The following is a 16,142-nucleotide window of genomic DNA, read 5'->3' as shown; positions in this document are numbered from 1 at the left end:
TGGGAGAATTAGAACTTGATCTTTAGGCTCGTCGACAGCGCAGCGACCAGATCGTTGCCAAAAGAATAGGAGACATCATCTCCAAACGTGACGCCGTTCTGGGTCACGGCGCCGGACGAACCGCTCGTCAACACGCCCACGGCACCGGCGACGCGCCATTCGATATGTTCGGTCGGGGTGAAGGCTGCACCGAGCCCCAGCGTCCAGCTATCGGTCTGCGCGCCATAGCCCTGGCTGGTGCCACGGTCCCAGGTGAGACTGACTGCACCTGCCCACTGGTCGTTGAACTTGTGGCCGACACCACCGGAGATCGTCCAACCGTCCTGGTAAAGAAGGTCGAGCGAAGTTAGACCGCCCGCTGGGCAAGGCAACCCGTTGGTCGGGCAGAATGCTACCGACTGCAGGACGCTCCAATTCGTCCATTTAACCGATCCGAATGCAAGCCAATCCGGAGCGATGCCGCTTTGTAACTTCAGCTCCAGCGAATCCGGCGCTTCGGCGGAACCGGAAACAGGTGTTACCTGGCCCCCATATAGCGGCACAATTGGAACCTGACGCAGATCAACAGTCCCGGTCAGGTTATCGTAGTTGACACGGCTGTTATAGACGAGGCTCGCACGCATCGCATATTCGGGGATCTCGTAGGCGAGACCGGCGCGCCAGCCCCAGCCGCTATCGTCGATATCGAGGCGACCGACGCCAGTTCCGGTACCGAGCAGAAGCGGAAGCGTTGAAACCAGACGTTCCTTGAAGCCTTCGACTTCCTGATAGAAAGCGCCGCCGATGAAGCGAAGCTGCCCAGGGCCGACATCAAAACGATAGGAGCAGGTGCCGCCATAGTTGCGGGTTTTGATCTCTGTCTCAATGTTGTTGTTGGCGCCAGCCCAGTTCACACCGGGGTCGTTATGCCCGCCGAAGGGCTCTGAATAGTCGACCAAGCAGTCGATTGCGTCGCCAAATCCAGCCTTAAAGCCAATATATGGGATGGTATAATTTGAGGTATCGTCAGCTGTGTTTGGACGGCTGTTCAGATTGCCGCCGCCTGAGAATATCGACGTATCCGTATCTCGGACATCCTTCAGCCTGCGTTGCGGTGTGACGTAGGTCACACCGGACTGAAACGTGAAAGGCGACGTGTCGAACAACTGATCGATGTTATAGCCGCCACGCTCCAGCCCCCCGGCGAAGGACGGCGAGGCAAGCGACGAAAGAAGAACGAGCGACGTTATGCCCTTGGAAAACCTACGAGATGCCATTGTGTCTCCCCCACTCCAGCAATTGATGTGACCCCACTCTAGTAAGTGTTCGCGTGATATGGCAACGCGCCTACGGCAGCGCTCCCGGGCATTGCAACGACCAACTTACGTAAAGAAATTGACGGACACGTCAAAAAACCTGGTTAATAAAATTTTATTCCAGACTTGCCTAATTTCAGGTGGGCTTTTGGGTTTTCATTCCAAATATTGCCGAAGCTGTATCAATCCCACAACAGTGGCAGTTTTCGCCATCTGGACGCCCGTTCAGCCTCAATCCACAGGCTCAGCGCCCGAATTAGCCGAATTCACGACCGAATCGCGTGTGCCCAGAACGACAAAAAGACGCGCCGGCAGAGGGCGCGTCCTTGAAATAACTTACCAAAATGGGTTGGTGAAACTTACCCGGCTTCGCTCACCCTGGAAAGAGCGATCCTCAAGCTTGCGATCTGACCCTTCAGTTCCTCGAGACGATCGCGTTCGGCATCGACCACGTCGGGATTGGCGTTGGCGACGAACTTCTCATTGGAGAGCTTGCCGTCGATGCGGGAGATCTCGCCTTCCATCTTGGCAATCGCCTTTTCCAAGCGAGCCTTTTCGGCGGAAAGGTCGATCAGTTTGCCGAGCGGCAGGCAGATGGTAGCTTCGGCGACGACGATCTGAGCGGCACCCTTGGGCGCATCCTCAGCCAGCGATATCGCCTCGACGCGCGCAAGCCGCTTGATGGCGGCGTCGTGGCGGAACAGCCTTTCGCGTGTCAGGTTATTGGCCTTGACGACGACGAGCGGCGCTGTCGCCGACGGCGGCACATTCATTTCGGCGCGCACCGAGCGGATGCCGGAAACGAGGTCGATCAGCCAGTTGATCTCGTCGGCCGCTCCGTCGTCGGCATAGGACGGCGCCGGCCATTCGGCATGGCAGACCAATGTGTCGCGCTCTTTACCTTCGCCTGCCGTATGCGCCCAGAGCTCTTCGGTCATGAAGGGCATGAAGGGATGCAGCAGCTTGTAAATCTCTTCGAGAACATAAGCGCTACAAGCCTGGGCTTCAGCCTTGGCGCCCTCGTCTTCGCCATTGAAGACCGGCTTCAAGAGCTCGAGATACCAGTCGCAGACCTCGTTCCAGACGAAGCGATAGAGCGCGCCGGCGGCATCGTTGAAGCGGAAGGCTTCGAGCGCTTCCGTAACGTCACGTTCCGTGCGGGCAAGTTCCGTAAGGATCCAGCGGTTGATGGTGAGTTCGGCGGCCTCCGGCACGAAGTGCGGGTCGCTCTTCGCACCATTCATCTCAGCGAAGCGCGTGGCGTTCCAGAGCTTGGTGCCGAAATTGCGGTAGCCGGCGATGCGGGCCGGATCGAGCTTCACGTCGCGGCCCTGCGCCGCCATAATCGCCAGAGTGAACCGTAGCGCGTCGGCGCCGTATTCGTCGATCAGCTCCAGGGGATCGATGACGTTGCCTTTCGATTTCGACATCTTCTGCCCATTCTTGTCGCGCACCAGCGCGTGGACATAGACGGTCTGGAACGGCTCGACGGGTTCGCCGTCCTCGTCCTTCATGAAGTGCAGACCCATCATCATCATGCGGGCGACCCAGAAGAAGATGATGTCGAAGCCGGTAACGAGAACATTGGTCGGGTAATAACGCGCCAGCTCCGGCGTCTCGTCCGGCCAGCCGAGCGTCGAGAAGGGCCAGAGTGCTGAGGAGAACCAGGTGTCGAGCACGTCCTCGTCACGCGTCAGGATCTCGCCCGGCTTGAAGTTTTCGAGCAGGTCCTCGACATAGGCCTTCATCGGCCCCTCATGAGAGAGATAATGCTGGATCGCCGCCTGCAGTGCCTCTTCCTCGGCCCTTTCGACGAAGACCTGGCCGTCCGGGCCGTACCAGGCGGGGATCTGGTGACCCCACCAGAGCTGACGGGAGACGCACCAGGGCTGGATGTTTTCCATCCATTCGTAATAAGTCTTGTCCCAGCTCTTCGGCACCATCCTGGTGCGGCCTTCGCGCACCGAAGCGATCGCCGGTTCGGCGAGCGTCTTGGCATCGACATACCATTGTTCGGTCAGCCGCGGCTCGATCGGCACGCCGCCGCGGTCGCCGTGCGGGACCATATGCTTGTGCGGTTCGATCTTGTCGACCAGGCCCGCCTCTTCGAAAATCTCGACAATGACCTTGCGCGCATAGAAACGGTCCTGCCCTTCCAGGCGATCCCAGGCGCCATGCAGCGCCGCCGGATTGTCGAGACCTTCGAGAAAGTCCTCATTGTCCTTGATGGTGATCGTGCCGTCGCCATTCATGATATTGATGACACGAAGACCTGCGCGCTTGCCGACGTCGAAGTCGTTGAAATCGTGCGCGGGCGTTATCTTCACCGCGCCGGTGCCGGCAGCCGGATCGGCATAATCGTCGGCAACGATCGGAATCCTGCGGCCGACGATCGGCAGAATGACATGCTTGCCGACAATGCCCTGATAGCGTTCATCCTTCGGATTGACAGCCACACCGGTATCGCCCAGCATGGTCTCCGGTCGTGTCGTTGCGACGACTACATAATCGCGCGTCTCGAATTCGGTCGGCTTGCCTTCTTCATCGAAAGCGATCGGGTACTGGTAGGTTACGCCCTTTTCCAGCGGATAGCGCAGGTGCCAGAGATTGCCCTTGACCTCGTGCTGCTCGACTTCGATATCGGAAATCGCCGTCAAGAGCTTCGGGTCCCAATTGACCAGGCGCTTGTCGCGATAGATCAGGCCCTGCTTGTAGAGCGTGACGAAAACCTCGAGAACGGCCTTCGACAGGCCCTCGTCCATGGTGAAACGTTCGCGCGACCAGTCGCACGACGCACCCAGGCGTTTCAGCTGGTTGAAGATCAGGCCGCCCGATTCAGCCTTCCATTCCCAGATCTTGTCGATGAAGGCTTCGCGGCCCATGTCGCGGCGTCCCGGCAGCTGCTGTTCCATCAGCTTGCGCTCGACGACCATCTGCGTGGCGATGCCGGCGTGGTCCATGCCCGGCTGCCAGAGCACGTCCTTGCCGCGCATGCGCTCGAAGCGCACCAGGATGTCCTGCAGCGTGTTGTTCAGCGCATGGCCCATGTGCAGCGAACCGGTGACATTCGGCGGCGGGATCACGATGGTGAAGGTCTCGGCCCCGGCTTTGGCGTTCGCGCCGGCGCGGAAAGCGTCCGCCTCATCCCATATCGCGGCGATTTTCGGTTCGACGGCGGCGGAATCATAGGTCTTGTCGAGCATTTTCTGACCAATTTCGAGGTTCGAGGATGGGCGTTTGTAAATAGGATGGTCTCGGCCAAGTCAATAAAAAAGCCGCCCCGGAGACCGGAGCGGCTTTTCAGGAAAAAGCAATCCGATCAGCGGCGCGGGCCGCGGGCCACGCGCTCGATTTCCTCGCGCACCAACCGTTCGACCAGTGTCGGCAGATTATCATCCAGCCACTCGCGCAGCATCGGGCGCAGCATGTCCTCCGCGATCTCGTCCAGCGAGCGGCGCTCGGCACCGTCGATCGCGGCGGCGAGCTCCTCGAAAGAGCGGCTGATCTGCAGGCCGGCATCCTCCGAAAGCAGCGTCGGCTGGACCTCGTCCATAACGCTCGGCAGGAAACGGTCCGTCGACGATTGAGCGGGCGCCATGGCCGGCGGCACTGTTTCGATAGCAGGCGCTGGCTCGGCGACGGCCACCTCAGGCGTTTCCATAACAACCGGCTCGGCCGGCTGCTGGATTGCAACAGGCTGAACGGGCGCTGCGGCAGCCGCGAAAACAGGCTGCGACTGCTGCGGCTGTGGTGCCGCGGCGCGCGGCGCTTCAGGCGTCACGGCCGGCTGCGGTTCGGGCTGGCGGAAACCGCTCGGAATTTCGCGCAGCGCCTGACCGGCTTGCACGGCGCTACGCTCGGAGGCAGCGCGCACGCGGGCGGCGACATCGGCAAGCGACAGCGCGCGCGCCGGCACTTCTGCTTCGGGAGCGGTACCTGCCGAATTGGCGGCGACGAAACGCGGATCGGAGGAGCGCATGACCGGTTCGGGGAACTCCACGCCGGCATAGGTGTCGTCGACCGTCAGATGAATTTCGGAGCTGTTGTCATCCTCGTCGGCGCCGTAGACCGGTGGCAGGGATGCGGAAATCGCCTTGCCGCCGCCAGGCTCATTGCTTTCGATGATCTGACGGATGGACGCCAGAATTTCTTCCATGGACGGTTCACGCGCTACACTTGGCTGAGCCATTTCTATCCCCGTTATTCCAAAACAACGACCGGATGGTGTGGAGCGTTCATCCGAATCACCACGACCTTAGAATACCCCAGGCGTGAAAAAAATCATCGCGAATCAAATGAATGCGGCCATGCACAGTTTTGTTACCTGATCTTTGCCACCCGCAAAGCCTGTTGCAATTTTGCGGCGGCGACATCCGATGAAAAAGAATTTGAAGCGCATAACATCCGTCCGATCGGCCGTGGCGGCGTCAGGGTAGATGATGTTTGTGAAGGCTTTCCAGCGGCGCTGATAAAAACGGGCGCCGATGGCGCCCGTCGCTGAATGTCATCGACAAGAACGATGTCAGAAAACGAATTCGCGCGCCTTGGCGAAGCCCGGCAGTGGCTTGACCGAGGCATTGAAGAAGACGTTTTCCGAAATGGCGCCGCGCTCGGCGACGAAGACCTTGGCGCGGGCGGCGTTGCCGTAACCTTCGACGGTGACCAGACGGCCACCATCACGCAATTGCCCGAGAAGGGCGGCCGGAACCTCTTCGACTGCGCCGTTGATGAAGATCAGATCATAGGGAGCGCCGGCAGCGTAGCCCTGTTCGAGCGGGCCGGTCACGACTTCGACTTTGGCGTAACCAGCCAGCTGCGCCTTCGCTTCAGTGGCTAGCGTCTCGTCACATTCAAGCGCGATGACGGAGCCGGCAATGATCGATAGCAGCGCCGATGTGTAACCGGTGCCGCAACCGACTTCGAGCACGAAATCATCCTTGGTGATCGCGGCCAGCTGCAGCAGCTTGGCGAGCGGCGACGCTTCCATCAGGAAGCGGGCCGGCTTTCCCGGTGCGGCTGCGGAGATCTCGACATCGTTATCGATATAAGCCAGCAGTTTCGCCTTCTCCGGCACAAAAGCCTCACGCGGCACCGTGAGAAACGCCGTCAGCACGGAATGCGAGGTAACGTCCGTCGTGCGAACCTGGGTATCGACCATCTTTGCGCGCGCTGCTTCGAAATCCATCATGTCCTCTCGCTCTTAAAAAGCGGTTCCTGTCCCTCGTCTCTTAATCTCCGCCACGGATGCTTTCAAGGCTTGGCAGCCGCCGGCGAAAAGAATCCGGCCGGCGCCTCATCCGCGCCACAGGGGCAGGATGGACGCTGCAACCCCAGCGTGGAACGTTCCGCCCCTTCATGTTATGATCTGCATCGGAGGAAATAGGAGGAGCAGGCCATGTCTGCGATTTTCGAATATTTCACGCTGTTCGATTTCTTCATCGTCGCAGCGCTTATCGGCGTATTCTGCTGCGGGTTGCTGGACGGCGAAACGACCTGGAGACGATAGGGCGCCGAAGCGAGCTCGGAGATATCTCTCTGCATGGCGTCTGCGGCAATCTCATGCCGGCGGGCGCAGGCCTGATATGCGTCTGTTTCTTTTGAAATCCAGCACCGACAGCCGCATGCGCATTAACGTTACGTCAACCATTTTGTCGCACCGCCCTCGCCTTCCGCTATGGGTGTGCGCATGCAAACCTTCCTGATCCAATCGCGCTACATAGAAGCGCTTCACTACAACGCCGATGCCCGCCTGCTGCTGATCAAATACAGCAGCGGCGACATTCGCAGCTTCACCTGCATTTCGCCGCAGGGCATGCGGCGGCTGCTTGGCGCCGGCCCCGAAATCGATGACGGGCCTGAATTGAGCGATCTGGAATATCAGGCTCAAATTCGCAAGGGCGGCCTGAAGGCGCTCTACCGCCTCACGGGAATCAATCCGTCACGGTTCGATTTTTCGCCGAGCCAGCGGGTTTGGTAGGGTTTCAGGGTGACTTTCTGAAGCTGGGGGGCCGACTTGACGTCGGTCCCCCAGCGCGAGTTAGGGAAGCATGGCGTAGATCAGGAACAACGTCCAAACGAATTTGGCGGTTATCGTCACCTTTACGCCCGTCTTCCAGATGAACGTAATGTTCATTCCGGCTCCATACAGGAGGCCGATGTACACCGGCGGTTAAGCCAATCGATTGCAATCGCGATGAAGGGTGCAGAGGAGTGACCTCTGGTTTCCGGGTGACGAAACCGGACCTTTAGCTGTCTCCCGTTGCCGGGGCCTCGCTTTTGAGATGAGCGAGTGAACACCGCGCCGAAAACCCGACGTGCCTTCAGGAAATCTAAAGTAGAATATTCATATCAGCGGAATCGATTCGCGCAACGACGACGCTCTCGACTCCCCTCGTGACGCTCGTACCATTTATTCCTCCCGCGCCCCGAAAAACCCATAGAGGTCATTCCATCGCGTTTCATTCGCGTGGATTTGCCGGTAGCCCAGAGGAATACCCGGAATTGCAGGGGAATTGCCGGCAACGTGAATGCGACATGGCGGGCGGCGCGAAACCGCCTTCGAAAGCGGCAACCGTTTGTTTTCAATGGTGAAAAAGTATGGAGGCCTCGCCCGGAATTGAACCGGGGTACAAGGATTTGCAGTCCTCTGCGTCACCACTCCGCCACGAGGCCTCACGCGCTCGTTATCTGAGCCGTGGCGAGCGTTTAGAATGATCGTAAGGAAATCGCAAGAGGGCATTTCGGAAAAACGCCATTCCGCTGCTGCCGAAACGACCATTTTGTCATCCCGAAACGGCACGCGCGCCGGCCGGAATTTCCATGGCCATGACGATGCCCCATTTCCTGCCAATAATGGCATTTGAAACAAATTCTTGACTTGACTTCGATCCTCCTCCGGGACTCAATTATTTTCGGGAGGGTATAGGAGCTTGCGATGGATTGGGCTGCCCTCAAATCGAAGCACGTACATGCGGCATACGACGCCGAAACCCGGGATCTCTATGTAAAGTTCCCCGGTTCTCCGCCTTTGAAGCATGCGGATATTCCGTTGCACGTCTACCAGAACCTGCTGGAAACCGATGATCCGCACTTCTATTACAAATATTATATAGCGCCGTGTCGCGTATCACAGGGCCGTCGACAACCGGTCTCCGTGGCATCCTATGCAGTCAAGCTCGTCCTCCTCCTTGCCGCCTGCAGCTTGTTGCTGGCGACAGGTCTTGATCCGGACCATGGCGGGACTTTCGAGGAAAGCGAACTCAGATCGAACTAGATGTGCATAGGCTGCACGCCCAGCTCAATCACAGGGCTTGCGCCAACGCGGTTCCCGCATTGAAATTGTCACTTCTGTTCTGAGAACGGTAGCGGCGATCGTTCCGCTCGCGGTCGTTCCTCCCATCACGCTCGTTCCGGCCGTTAAAATTGCGATAGTTGCGCGGTCCGTTGTAGCTGCCGCCTTGACCTTGGTCGACCACGCAGCCTTCAGGACGGCGACAGATGCCACGAGCGTCAAAGCCGCGGCTGTCTACTTGGGCCTCGGCGGAAATGCCTGAGAGGACAGTTGCCGACAGGACGACAACAAAAAATGCCTTCATTTCCTCACCTGCATCATTGTGGCGCGTTTTCGGATTTTACGTTCCATAAACCACGAATGCGAAAGGCGATCCACTGTTCTACAAGACCCGTTCCGGGGTGGCCGTCAGTCAGCGGGTCTCCGGTGTCTGTGCCACCAGACCGCCAGACGCCGTCGCAGCCGGCGCGCGAACGGCAGATCGTGTGAGAGCACGAGGAAACCGAGCGGCAGCATCCAGAAGCCCAGGATGGGCAGGAAACCCAGTAATCCGCAGAAAATGAGGGCTGCGCCGAGCGCCATCCGCGCGATGCGCGAGCGCGGCATGCCGATGCTGAAGGAGCCGAGCACAAGCCTGCCGCTTGCATGATCGATGCCGAAGCGCCCTGCCCGTGCCTTGCGCTTTTCGCCGCTGTTTGTCTCACTGCGATCATTCACATTTGTCATTGCCCAGAGATGGGCGCAGACAACCCAAATACAAGTTCATTTCATTTTTTTGAAAAAACCGCTTGGCAAATCGGGAAAGCGTTTGTATTAGCGCACTCACACCGCGCCAAGCAGTGATCCCTGGTAGCTCAGCGGTAGAGCATTCGACTGTTAATCGACAGGTCGCCGGTTCGAATCCGGCCCGGGGAGCCATTTTAGGAAATAAGTACCTGTTTTTGTTGAGAAATCCGAAACAGGTACTAACTTCCCACTTTCCCTCCCGCTTTTAGCTGCCTGTGAATAGCTTATTCCCTATCCTCTAGCGCCAGCGATATAGTCCGTCGCGTGCAATGGCGGCGGGAAATGCATCAAGCCGGACTTCGCAATCTCCTCATCGACCTGGAAGGGCGTGTAAGCCGTCTGGAACGAACTTATGAGCGATCAGATCACATCGCGATTCCGCCGGCTGCTGTGAAAGCGGAAGTAAGCAGATATCTCAGCAAAGTCGATTCTTTGCGCGTTCTCTTATTCCACTCGTGTTGCAAGCCACCGGCGGATGAGAGAATCTGCATATTTACCATTTCCAAGGTCGTCGAAGCCTTTCAGTTTTTTGGGAAGTGGATGCATCTCCATTGCTATCAAGGTGAGGAGACGCGCATCTTACGATGAACCCTCAAAAGACCCGCGCTTGTTTCCAAGTGTTAGCGGCCCTTGAATGCCGCCGTTTCGCGGCTCAAGTGGCTCCCTCCGCTATTCCTTACGCGCGCGTTATCATAACGCCTGCCAAACCTCCTCTGCCGACGAAGACGTTGCTTACATGTTCACAGACGACACGGCGGTTAAATTTTGGATCGACGGAAACATCCGCCTTAATCCCATCAATTTCTACCATACGATCGAAAATCAGCACGCAATCGACGTTCGTGAGGGCTTAGGAATGGTCCATCTCGAATCCTCTACAAGGTTTGCTAACATGCTGTTGATGTCGGGGTTCAACGCCCTGGCTATATGCACTTCATGTGACGCGCCAGATATCGGGAGAGACTTTCTTCATGCCAAGTTCGGCAGTCGGCTTTTGCGCATTAATAGGGTGACTGAATTTACGCAAAAGATCGCCGGGATGATCGGAGCCAAGCGCTTTATCGTGCGGACGTTTCTTACTCCGATATCAAAGTGGTCAAAGGCGTCAGCAGTTTGCCTGATGTATTTGCCCGCTTGAACGGACCGTTTGATTTGAAGCAAACGACGCTAGAGCATGTTGCAATGCATCAACTCGACGAGCTTATTGAGACAACCGAGGCCGCTTCAGTATTTACAAAGCCTGACGATTACAGACGAGAGAGAAAGACACCTACTTTCGTCATGGATCGCGATGTTACTAAATGGATTTCGGTGCAGGATAAATCCCTCGCAGAGCATATTGAGGTTATAGGCTAGGAAATTCCACGGTCGAAGGTTGCAATCATTGACACCGGCAACTGCGCATGTTTAGTGGCCGCCACTCAACTGGGGGTCGTCGGTGATTTACTCAATTCAATACTTAAGAGCGCTTGCCGCAACGGCGGTGGTCGTAATGCATGTAGGCTATATTTTTGGGTGCGAGTGGAGGCCTTTAGCCGCAGGAGTCGATTTGTTCTTCCTGATCAGCGGCTTCATTATGTGGTCGGTAACTGCGGGCAAGGACATGAAATTTGGAACGTTTTTGACTCATCGATTAATAAAAATCGTTCCGCTTTATTGGCTCTTTACTGTGATATTTGTTATTGCCTCAGAAGTGTCGCCGGGCTCATTTGGAAATTTCTTGTCGACACCTCTTCAGATCGTGATGTCGTTGCTGTTCATCCCTTACTATGGTCGAAACGGCGACATGGAACCGGCTCTGGGGGTGGGTTGGACGCTCAACTACGAGATGTTTTTCTACTTGATTTTTGCGCTGTCTCTGCTGGTTCGCGAGCGTTATCGCCTGCCATGCATCCTGGTGGCCCTGATTTCTTTCGTCCTGGCCAGAGAACTCCCGTTCCACAATGCACCATTCGGACTTTTCACTTCGCCGATGCTTCTCGAATTCGCCGCAGGCATTTCGATCGCGGCTTGGTATAGGTCGGGCCGCAGGCTTCAAAGCGGCGTTGACCTATTGTTGATCGCCCTCGGCATTGCTGGCATAGCGCTGTCCTTCATCGCGCCACCAGAAGGCGGTTTCGCGCGCGTGGTCATGTGGGGATTACCTGCAGCCGTCGTTCTAGTCGGATCATTGTCCTACGAGAGAAACGGCAGCGTCAGACATATCGAGTTTCTGAAGACGCTCGGCGATGCCTCTTATGCCATTTATCTATCCCACTTGATCACGATCGGTGTTTGTAAATATCTCTTCTCGAAGATCGGTCTTGAGCGATGGGGTGTTCCATTGAGCCAGCAGCTACTCTTAGCCGCTTTCACCTTTTTGGCTTCAATGGCGGTCGGCCTGCTCTGCTACTATGTCTTCGACAGGCCATCCCATGACTTTCTTCGCGAACGCGTCAGTCGAGTGTGGAAGAAGCGCGTTGTCACATCAGCCCTGCTTCTACCAGAGAGCACTTGACAGTTCAGGCCACGGCACTTGTTAGCGCAGTGCCGTGGCCGCTCACTTTAGATAATCCCCCACGGGAGAATCACGCGCCTGAACGCATCGACGCCGAGCAGGTCCGACCCGCGATATGCTCCGAAGAACTCGATAGCGTGAGCGCGGCTGGCGAAAGCTGATGCGTTCTTGTGGAACGTCAGATCTCCATTAGGGGAGCCATTTTTCAAGTTAAGCGCCTGCTCCGTTGATAACTCCGAACGCAGGCGCTTTCTTCTCACTTCCCTCCCCGCTTTGCAGCACGACGGCCCGCCGGTTGGTGAGACCGGCGGCGCCCTTGTGATGGCTTCGGTAGTAAAATTCTGCTGGCTGACAACGCGCTTTTTACTGCGAGCAGGTAACCGCTGGCCAAAAAACTGCCGGCGGTGTACAGCAAATGCCATGGCGCTAGATCCCGAAAAAGCATTCTTAGATTACAGTACGGCGGACTGCAGCGTGCAGTTCTGGACCGCCAATGCACCGGCGGTGCAATTCACCTCTTTGGAAGCCGCCGTCAGGTTCGCAAAAGGCCATGGCGGCAGGTGGCAAGAGATCGAGATAACAGTCCATCTGCCGCGCGAAGACATCGCCTTCGCCACCGGAAAAGTGCATCAACTTATTGACGCTTTGCCCGGTGACCTCCGGAAAAAGCGGTAGCGAAGTGAATTGGCAGTCAAACCAACCAACCAGCTCGCTGCTGGTGTTGGCAACGGGGTGACCGACGCGGTGTGATTTGCGGCGGTGTTTGTTAGACCTCAACCTCGATGACCATCATCAGGCCGCCGCCCCCTTCGGTTTCGGTATTATTGTTGGTCGTGTGGTGCCCGATGTGGCAGTGAATGAGCCATTTGCCGGGATTGAGCGCCTTCCAGATAACGTCGTAGCGCTGTCCTGGGCCGACATTGACAGTGTCCGCCTGAAAGCGCGCTGTTGGCGAGAGATTGATGCCGTCACGGGCAACGACGGTAAATGGTCCACCATGAATGTGCATGGGATGGATGAAGCCATTGTTCGACCCGACAAAGCGCACCTTCAGGGTTTCGCCGACCTTCATTTTGATGGTGTCTGTCTCGGGATAGGCACGGCCGTTGATGGTAAAGTAGTTGGGCTGCCCGCCATCCATCGGCATGGCTGGATAGGTGAGGCCCTCGCGCTTCAGCCACTCCTGCAAGAGAATGACATACTCGTGGTCTGCGATCGTGGTCGGATCGGCTTGCGCCGGATCGATCATCAACGCGCCATAGAGGCCCAGAGCCTGCTGCCGGTCGACGTGGTCGTGCGAGTGATAGAAATATGAACCCGACTGCCCCGCAGTAAATTCGTACACGTAGGTCTCGCCCGGATTGATCGGCGGCTGGGTAATTTCTGCCGGTCCGTCCATCTCGTTGGGAAGGACCAAACCGTGCCAATGCACTGACGTGCTTTCGGGCAGGCTGTTTTTCACCTTGATGCGGACGCGATCACCTTCACGGATCTGAAGCCGCGGACCGGGTAGCTGACCATTGAAAGTGTAGGCGTCGACCGTGATTCCTGGCAGAATCGTCCAGCGAACGACCTTGGTCTCCATGTCGAAGACCTTGACGCCGCCCTCGATGCGAGGTTCGAGCACACGGTCGCCGCGCGTGTCGAGGCCATAGGTAGCGGTGATATAGCGTGGATGGATCGCCGCCATATCCAGCATCGCCTCGGCCGGAGTGTCGCGATCCATGATCATGCCCGGCGGCATGATGGCGCCCTCGACATCGCGCGCGCTCAACGTCATATTGACCCAGTTGGCAGGGGCGACCATGCCGAACAGCAACAACATCAGTGAGATGCCACCAACGGCAGCGAGCTGTGGCACAGGCGTATCCGGGGCCATGTCGTGGCCGGAACCGCGGCCATCATGATGGAGCGCGCTCCCGCGACGCGGCGACCGCGGAGCTTCCATCACGGCGTGTCGATGGTTTTCCTTGTGCTCATGCGCTGGTGGCGAGGGCTCCGAACGGCTTTCGTGCGCACGCTCGGCATGGTCAGTGTCTCCGCGGTCGGTCATCAAACCGTGCTTGAGACCATGGGCGACCATCCAGACATTGGACGGATAGGCGAGCGCGAACCCGACCATGACGCCCAACGACATGACGCCCCAGAATAGCAGTTCGGTCGGTTCCATGGCGCGCATATCGCGGCCCATCATCAGGAAGCTCATGACAGGCGCCATGCCGGCCATCATGAAATTCATGGAGATGAACTCAGGCAGGAAGGACTTGCGAACGTTCTCTTGGTAGGTGCCGCCCATCATGTTCTTCATGAAGAGGGACTGGAAGATGAAGAGGCCGACCACGAACCCGGCGATGTACTCGACGATCAGGTCGAGCCACATTGGCAGACCCAGTAGCGCGACGATCACCGCGGCGATGATGATACCGGTAGCATCTCCCGCCACACAGTGGATCGTGGAGCCGATGCCCTGCTTCCATAGCGGTTTGACGAACTCTTCGTGCGTGCCCGGCCGCGGCTCCTTGTCGGCGAGCACATAGATCAGCAACCCGAAGGGACCGAGGTAGAGCGTGACGAGGATGAAGCCCCACTTCATCACCACCGGTTCGGGATTGTTGGTGTACTGGTCCCAAGCAACGTACAAGGTGGACGCAAGGGCAAGTGCAAACCAAACAAGCAGAAAGTAATCAATTGGCTGAATGAGCATCGTTCCGCCTCTGACAACATTGGCACCTGATTTGGAGCGGTCGCCGCCCCCGGCAAGGGCGACGCCGTCAAGGAGGCGATCAGCCGCCCCTACGTGTTCTGATTAAAGCACCAATATGCCCGCTTAATCCCGTTTTCACTGGAACTCTCGCAGCCGACCGCTGTTTTGCATTTAGCCAACGAAACGGAGGAAAATCATGACTTCCAAACATCCCAAGTCATCTCGCCCTACCGACGCAGATCTCGAGCGAGATCCGGGTATCGGACAATCGAAGGGGCTGCATCGTGACACGGGCGCCGACGATATTGCCGGGGAGAACACCGAAGAAGGCGATGTGGCCAACGACACCAACAGATTTGGCGGCATAAACCCTAAACAGCGCGGCCGCACAAACAAGTAAGCATGCTCGATAAAAGCGACCTGACGGCGCGCTTGTATTGCAGCCGGCCGGCCGGCGAAATAGTCCGCCACGGTGCCGGTTGGCGCTCCAGGAACCTAGCGCTGAAGCGGCCAGCCACCGCCTGTTGTACTGACAAAGAGACGCCCGCCTTTAGACGCCTGGCTCTAATAGCTGCATGAACGGCCGTCGCCTGGCCGAAATCCATCCGCACAGGCCGGGTTCATTGAATCGCCCGGCTGATATCCTGATGCAGAGCCATATGAATTCGGTGGTGTCGAGCAGGCCGAGGTCATGGCGGCAAGGCTGATTGCCGCGGCTGCTACAAATGCGTGAAGTCTGTTCATCGATGCTTCTCCAGTTTACGAAGCGATGAGAGCCTCTCCCCTTTTTGGAATACTGGGAGAAATTTTCCCAGAACTCATCTCCTTCCAGATCATCTTGAGATATAGGCGCACTCCTCGATTGGCGTTAGCTCCGAACGCGCAAGATTCTCTTGCGACCTCCGTAAGCTCTGCAACGTCAACCAGGGGCTCTTGAGATTGTTTCCGTTCGAAAGCTACGGAAACCTCAGCGTCGACCTCTCTTGACTCGTCAGCCCATGGGAACATAATAGGAACATCGGCGTAATGGCCGCCAATCTGAAAACTTGCGGTGGAACTCTGAAGGAGATCGAGGTCGTGCGTCCGCAGATAGCTGAAAAGCTGGCAGAAGAAGCGCTGAGAAGAGAAGTCGACGCAGTTGTCGCCTTTCATGATGGTGACGTCCGTGCCGCCATCACGACATTGCTGCTGGACTGCCATCACCTGCGACTTCAGCTTGCCTTCGCGGAAAGAGGGATGGGTTGCGACATGACACGTGGACGGACACAGAGCGTTGAACGGGCATGAAACATCGCCGCAGTATTGAACTCGCATCTCCTGGTCGCCATGCCGTCGAAATCGAAAAAGAAACGCTGGCGACCTTGCCGCAGTGGTACGTCCTCCATGCCCGTTGCCGCATATGCCATCACGAAACATCCATCGACCGGCGGGAGATTGCTCGCCGTTGCGGCCGTGACATATCTCTCGCCGAGGTTGCCAAGCGCCTCAAATATCAAGGATGCGGCAACCGATCCGACAATCTGTTGTTACTTTATAAGCTGCCGCGTGATTGAAGAGATTGCGCGGCAG

General features: G+C 57.4%; 16 protein-coding genes, 2 tRNA genes and 1 pseudogene. 9 read left to right on the top strand and 10 right to left on the bottom strand.

Annotated elements, in window-relative coordinates; all coding sequences use genetic code 11:
* Positions 1–8: 8 nt before the first annotated feature.
* The 4 genes from N1937_RS08600 to N1937_RS08585 form a co-directional block, all read right to left on the bottom strand.
* A complete protein-coding gene (locus N1937_RS08600) occupies positions 9–1,256 on the bottom strand; it encodes an OmpP1/FadL family transporter (RefSeq protein ID WP_170258540.1) in 1,248 nt (415 codons plus the stop codon).
* 398 nt (positions 1,257–1,654) lie between these two features.
* Positions 1,655–4,498 (bottom strand): valine--tRNA ligase, encoded by a 2,844-nt coding sequence (locus N1937_RS08595; RefSeq protein ID WP_260058289.1) that lies wholly within the window; start codon positions 4,496–4,498, stop codon positions 1,655–1,657.
* A 116-nt stretch (positions 4,499–4,614) separates the two neighbouring features.
* Positions 4,615–5,484, bottom strand: coding sequence for a PopZ family protein (locus N1937_RS08590; RefSeq protein WP_260058287.1), 870 nt, complete (start codon positions 5,482–5,484; stop codon positions 4,615–4,617).
* 333 nt (positions 5,485–5,817) lie between these two features.
* On the bottom strand, positions 5,818–6,483 hold the full coding sequence (locus tag N1937_RS08585; RefSeq protein WP_017964041.1) for a protein-L-isoaspartate O-methyltransferase family protein: 666 nt from the start codon (positions 6,481–6,483) through the stop codon (positions 5,818–5,820).
* Between the two features lie 486 nt (positions 6,484–6,969).
* Here N1937_RS08585 and N1937_RS08580 point away from each other — a divergent pair, with 486 nt between their 5' ends.
* A complete protein-coding gene (locus N1937_RS08580; protein ID WP_260058286.1) occupies positions 6,970–7,272 on the top strand; it encodes a hypothetical protein in 303 nt (100 codons plus the stop codon).
* A 621-nt stretch (positions 7,273–7,893) separates the two neighbouring features.
* On the opposite strand, the gene N1937_RS08575 is transcribed toward N1937_RS08580, so the two are convergent.
* Positions 7,894–7,967 (bottom strand) — tRNA-Cys (locus N1937_RS08575).
* A 262-nt stretch (positions 7,968–8,229) separates the two neighbouring features.
* On the opposite strand from N1937_RS08575, the gene N1937_RS08570 reads away from it, so the two are divergent.
* Complete coding sequence (locus N1937_RS08570; protein WP_260058285.1) at positions 8,230–8,568, top strand: KTSC domain-containing protein; 339 nt, start codon at positions 8,230–8,232, stop codon at positions 8,566–8,568.
* Here N1937_RS08570 and N1937_RS08565 read toward each other — a convergent pair.
* Both N1937_RS08565 and N1937_RS08560 read right to left on the bottom strand, forming a co-directional pair.
* Positions 8,565–8,890, bottom strand: a pseudogene (locus N1937_RS08565) (hypothetical protein). The gene N1937_RS08570 and the pseudogene N1937_RS08565 overlap by 4 nt on opposite strands.
* A 104-nt stretch (positions 8,891–8,994) precedes the next feature.
* Positions 8,995–9,312, bottom strand: a complete 318-nt coding sequence (locus tag N1937_RS08560; RefSeq protein ID WP_260058283.1) for a hypothetical protein — start codon at positions 9,310–9,312, stop codon at positions 8,995–8,997.
* A gap of 117 nt (positions 9,313–9,429) precedes the next feature.
* On the opposite strand from N1937_RS08560, the gene N1937_RS08555 reads away from it, so the two are divergent.
* From N1937_RS08555 to N1937_RS08545, 3 genes are all read left to right on the top strand, one after another.
* A tRNA-Asn gene (locus N1937_RS08555) sits at positions 9,430–9,504 on the top strand.
* Between the two features lie 604 nt (positions 9,505–10,108).
* Complete coding sequence (locus N1937_RS08550) at positions 10,109–10,510, top strand: hypothetical protein (RefSeq protein ID WP_260058282.1); 402 nt, start codon at positions 10,109–10,111, stop codon at positions 10,508–10,510.
* A gap of 354 nt (positions 10,511–10,864) precedes the next feature.
* Positions 10,865–11,869: an acyltransferase family protein gene (locus N1937_RS08545; RefSeq protein WP_260059078.1), complete on the top strand. Its 1,005-nt coding sequence runs from the start codon at positions 10,865–10,867 to the stop codon at positions 11,867–11,869.
* Between the two features lie 47 nt (positions 11,870–11,916).
* Here N1937_RS08545 and N1937_RS08540 read toward each other — a convergent pair whose 3' ends face one another.
* Complete coding sequence (locus N1937_RS08540) at positions 11,917–12,291, bottom strand: hypothetical protein (protein ID WP_260058281.1); 375 nt, start codon at positions 12,289–12,291, stop codon at positions 11,917–11,919.
* Here N1937_RS08540 and N1937_RS08535 point away from each other — a divergent pair.
* Positions 12,290–12,544 carry a hypothetical protein gene (locus N1937_RS08535; protein WP_260058280.1) on the top strand — a complete coding sequence of 85 codons (255 nt, stop codon included), beginning with the start codon at positions 12,290–12,292 and terminating at the stop codon, positions 12,542–12,544. The genes N1937_RS08540 and N1937_RS08535 overlap by 2 nt on opposite strands.
* Positions 12,545–12,635: 91 nt before the next feature.
* Here the strand turns inward: N1937_RS08535 and N1937_RS08530 are convergent, their stop codons facing one another.
* Positions 12,636–14,573, bottom strand: a complete 1,938-nt coding sequence (locus N1937_RS08530) for a DUF4396 domain-containing protein (protein WP_260058278.1) — start codon at positions 14,571–14,573, stop codon at positions 12,636–12,638.
* A gap of 196 nt (positions 14,574–14,769) precedes the next feature.
* Between N1937_RS08530 and N1937_RS08525 the strand changes: the two genes are divergently transcribed.
* On the top strand, positions 14,770–14,973 hold the full coding sequence (locus tag N1937_RS08525; protein WP_162118455.1) for a hypothetical protein: 204 nt from the start codon (positions 14,770–14,772) through the stop codon (positions 14,971–14,973).
* A 164-nt stretch (positions 14,974–15,137) separates the two neighbouring features.
* On the opposite strand, the gene N1937_RS08520 is transcribed toward N1937_RS08525, so the two are convergent.
* The gene (locus N1937_RS08520) at positions 15,138–15,317 is read right to left on the bottom strand and encodes a hypothetical protein (protein WP_260058276.1); all 180 of its coding nucleotides are present in this window, start codon (positions 15,315–15,317) and stop codon (positions 15,138–15,140) included.
* A gap of 282 nt (positions 15,318–15,599) precedes the next feature.
* Here N1937_RS08520 and N1937_RS08515 point away from each other — a divergent pair, with 282 nt between their 5' ends.
* Entirely contained in the window at positions 15,600–15,860 is a 261-nt protein-coding gene (locus N1937_RS08515) for a hypothetical protein (protein ID WP_260058275.1), read from the top strand.
* On the top strand, positions 15,857–16,126 hold the full coding sequence (locus N1937_RS08510; RefSeq protein WP_260058274.1) for a hypothetical protein: 270 nt from the start codon (positions 15,857–15,859) through the stop codon (positions 16,124–16,126). The genes N1937_RS08515 and N1937_RS08510 overlap by 4 nt, the downstream gene beginning before the upstream one ends.
* Positions 16,127–16,142 lie beyond the last annotated feature (16 nt).

The sequence above is a fragment of the Rhizobium sp. WSM4643 genome (genome assembly GCF_025152745.1).
Lineage (GTDB): Bacteria > Pseudomonadota > Alphaproteobacteria > Rhizobiales > Rhizobiaceae > Rhizobium > Rhizobium leguminosarum_I.
The sequence above is the reverse complement of the archived record's forward strand: the minus strand, read 5'-3'. Positions and strand labels throughout refer to the sequence as shown.

Bases quoted from the DNA above. Each gene is read 5' to 3' on its own strand.
- N1937_RS08535 (WP_260058280.1), top strand. From the start codon at position 12,290: ATGGCGCTAGATCCCGAAAAAGCATTCTTAGATTACAGTACGGCGGAC.
- N1937_RS08545 (WP_260059078.1), top strand. From the start codon at position 10,865: ATGCATGTAGGCTATATTTTTGGGTGCGAGTGGAGGCCTTTAGCCGCA.
- N1937_RS08570 (WP_260058285.1), top strand. From the start codon at position 8,230: ATGGATTGGGCTGCCCTCAAATCGAAGCACGTACATGCGGCATACGAC.
- N1937_RS08515 (WP_260058275.1), top strand. From the start codon at position 15,600: ATGGCCGCCAATCTGAAAACTTGCGGTGGAACTCTGAAGGAGATCGAG.
- N1937_RS08510 (WP_260058274.1), top strand. From the start codon at position 15,857: ATGAAACATCGCCGCAGTATTGAACTCGCATCTCCTGGTCGCCATGCC.
- N1937_RS08525 (WP_162118455.1), top strand. From the start codon at position 14,770: ATGACTTCCAAACATCCCAAGTCATCTCGCCCTACCGACGCAGATCTC.
- N1937_RS08540 (WP_260058281.1), bottom strand. From the start codon at position 12,291: ATGGCATTTGCTGTACACCGCCGGCAGTTTTTTGGCCAGCGGTTACCT.
- N1937_RS08530 (WP_260058278.1), bottom strand. From the start codon at position 14,573: ATGCTCATTCAGCCAATTGATTACTTTCTGCTTGTTTGGTTTGCACTT.
- N1937_RS08560 (WP_260058283.1), bottom strand. From the start codon at position 9,312: ATGACAAATGTGAATGATCGCAGTGAGACAAACAGCGGCGAAAAGCGC.
- N1937_RS08585 (WP_017964041.1), bottom strand. From the start codon at position 6,483: ATGATGGATTTCGAAGCAGCGCGCGCAAAGATGGTCGATACCCAGGTT.
- N1937_RS08595 (WP_260058289.1), bottom strand. From the start codon at position 4,498: ATGCTCGACAAGACCTATGATTCCGCCGCCGTCGAACCGAAAATCGCC.
- N1937_RS08550 (WP_260058282.1), top strand. From the start codon at position 10,109: ATGTTCACAGACGACACGGCGGTTAAATTTTGGATCGACGGAAACATC.
- N1937_RS08590 (WP_260058287.1), bottom strand. From the start codon at position 5,484: ATGGCTCAGCCAAGTGTAGCGCGTGAACCGTCCATGGAAGAAATTCTG.
- N1937_RS08580 (WP_260058286.1), top strand. From the start codon at position 6,970: ATGGGTGTGCGCATGCAAACCTTCCTGATCCAATCGCGCTACATAGAA.
- N1937_RS08520 (WP_260058276.1), bottom strand. From the start codon at position 15,317: ATGAACAGACTTCACGCATTTGTAGCAGCCGCGGCAATCAGCCTTGCC.
- N1937_RS08600 (WP_170258540.1), bottom strand. From the start codon at position 1,256: ATGGCATCTCGTAGGTTTTCCAAGGGCATAACGTCGCTCGTTCTTCTT.